Origin of the sequence: Mesorhizobium sp. M7A.F.Ca.CA.001.08.2.1 (assembly GCF_003998455.1) — a bacterium.
Taxonomy (GTDB): Bacteria; Pseudomonadota; Alphaproteobacteria; order Rhizobiales; family Rhizobiaceae; genus Mesorhizobium; species Mesorhizobium ciceri.
This window is the reverse complement of sequence record NZ_RZPW01001003.1, coordinates 1-1,821: the sequence shown is the minus strand read 5'-3', so window position 1 is coordinate 1,821 and position 1,821 is coordinate 1. Positions and strand designations below refer to the sequence as shown.

Annotated in this window: 4 protein-coding genes; 1 reads left to right on the top strand and 3 read right to left on the bottom strand. The window is 58.3% G+C overall.

Translation table 11 applies throughout. From position 1 onward, the window contains the following. The coding region (locus tag EN914_RS34050) for an ATP-binding protein (RefSeq protein WP_407067830.1) at positions 1-608 on the top strand (608 nt) is incomplete at its 5' end. Positions 609-950: 342 nt separating this feature from the next. Here the strand turns inward: EN914_RS34050 and EN914_RS38520 are convergent. From EN914_RS38520 to EN914_RS34035, 3 genes are all read right to left on the bottom strand, one after another. After that, the gene (locus EN914_RS38520) at positions 951-1,181 is read right to left on the bottom strand and encodes a hypothetical protein (protein WP_164764973.1); all 231 of its coding nucleotides are present in this window, start codon (positions 1,179-1,181) and stop codon (positions 951-953) included. Positions 1,182-1,526: 345 nt separating this feature from the next. Then, a complete protein-coding gene (locus tag EN914_RS40220; protein WP_081714399.1) occupies positions 1,527-1,676 on the bottom strand; it encodes a hypothetical protein in 150 nt (49 codons plus the stop codon). Positions 1,677-1,691: 15 nt separating this feature from the next. Further along, positions 1,692-1,808 (bottom strand): hypothetical protein, encoded by a 117-nt coding sequence (locus EN914_RS34035; protein WP_348631958.1) that lies wholly within the window; start codon positions 1,806-1,808, stop codon positions 1,692-1,694. Between the last annotated feature and the right edge of the window lie 13 nt (positions 1,809-1,821).

Here is a 1,821-nt window from a genome sequence, read left to right as displayed (position 1 = left end):
AGGCAATACAGCACCAGCTCATTCGGCAGACGCGCGCGACCGACAAGCTGGACGCTATTGGCGGCGACAGTGCTGTTGCCCGCATAGATGCCGAACGGCGCACCGTCCTTCTGGAAATCGAGGAAAAGGCCGTCCGCTATATCGAGCTGAAATTGGGAATAATGTCGGCTGGCAATGCTTTGCGCGTCTACCGTGAACGTCATCGCTCCGGGATGATGGAGCGCGCATCGGACGCATTCGCTCTCATGACGCGCGGCCAGTACTCTGGCCTGACAACCCAGCCCGTGAAGGGTGGGGAAGTGCTCATCGCGTTGCAGCGCGACGGGCAATCCAAGGTCGCCGACGCGCTGTCAAAAGGGGCACGTTTTCAGCTCTACCTGGCGCTCAGGCTTGCCGGGTATTACGAGTTCGCACAGTTTCGACCCGCAGTACCATTCATCGCCGACGACATCATGGAGACCTTCGACCATGTCCGGTCGGAGGAGGTTTTCAGGTTGTTTGGGGAGATGGCAAGTGCAGGACAGGTAATCTACCTGACACATCACCAGCACCTGTGCGAGATCGCCAAGACTGTAGTGCCGGGCGTAGCGGTCCATGAGCTCGGATGAGATTGGACTTTACTTGATGCGCTGCGGAAATACCGTGCTGTTCCATTTTCCCCTTAGCTAGTCTAATCGACATTTCCAAGCGCCGGCGTTGGCGTCAGCTTTGCGCCTAATCTAGGTCATTCCGCTGGCCCCTGCCGCCCTCCAGAAGCGGACATCGCGGATGCAACACTAAGGGAAACATTGGGTGCCCGATTCTCGCGCCATGTTCCCCACTCTTAGGGCGCTTGCTGACGGCGGGTTCGGCGATCCGCTTGCGCTCATAGTCGGAAGCTTCGAGAGTGTATCTGCGAAAGGATGCGGCGCGCACGACGACGACCGTCTGCCAACCTCCTGCGTAGGTGATCAGTTCGCCCATCTCCTCGACGACATATCCTTCGGGCTCCGCTCCATCGCTGTCAGCGACTTCTCGGCAATTGTACCCGGGCCGACAAGAGAAGGATAAGACCATCCCTGCGGGTGCGTAGCGGATGGCGACACATCGTGCGCCATCGCATCGGATGTCAGGAGGTACGCCCTTACGCCGACCAGTGTAGCAGCGATCAGTGCTGCGGCGACCAGGGCCAGCAGCGTCATGCCTGCGACAGCCCCGCTGGGTGCGGGCTTGCTGCGGGTGTCAATGGCGCAACCGATATGACAACGGCAGAGCGGCCAGAGATTACAGTCTACAGAACCACTTCTCGCCCCGACCATGACCGCGCGACGCGTGTAGGCTGGACCGGGACCGCGCATGTAGTGGAGTTCAGGCCGATAGCGAGGTGCAACGAATTCGCGAAAGATTGATGCCGGCTGCGTGATGAGAGACCTCAGTATCATAATCCGAACTCCTGTCCACAAAACTGCTGAATCGGATGAAGATCGCTTATAAGCCCAGTTATTTAGATCGATCTATTGTACGATAGTGTTGTCAATACTTTGGTCTCAGCGCCAGACGAATGCGCCGCTTGAAATTACTGGTTCCATGACGCGGCAATTGAGGACTGGGACGCGCAATGTGCGGAGCGGCAAGGTGGCTCGACATTCCGCCGAGTTATACCAAGTCACCGCAGTGGCGCGGCTGGGGAACTCGATAAGAACGGCCTGCTGCTATCCGAAAGTGAAGGCATAGGCCCGCACTCCCTCTTCGTAGAATTCGATCTCGAAGGTTCGATCCGCGATCGGCCCGGTTTGTCGGATGAGCTGGTAGAGGCGTGCGTCCTTCAGTATTCCCCAACCC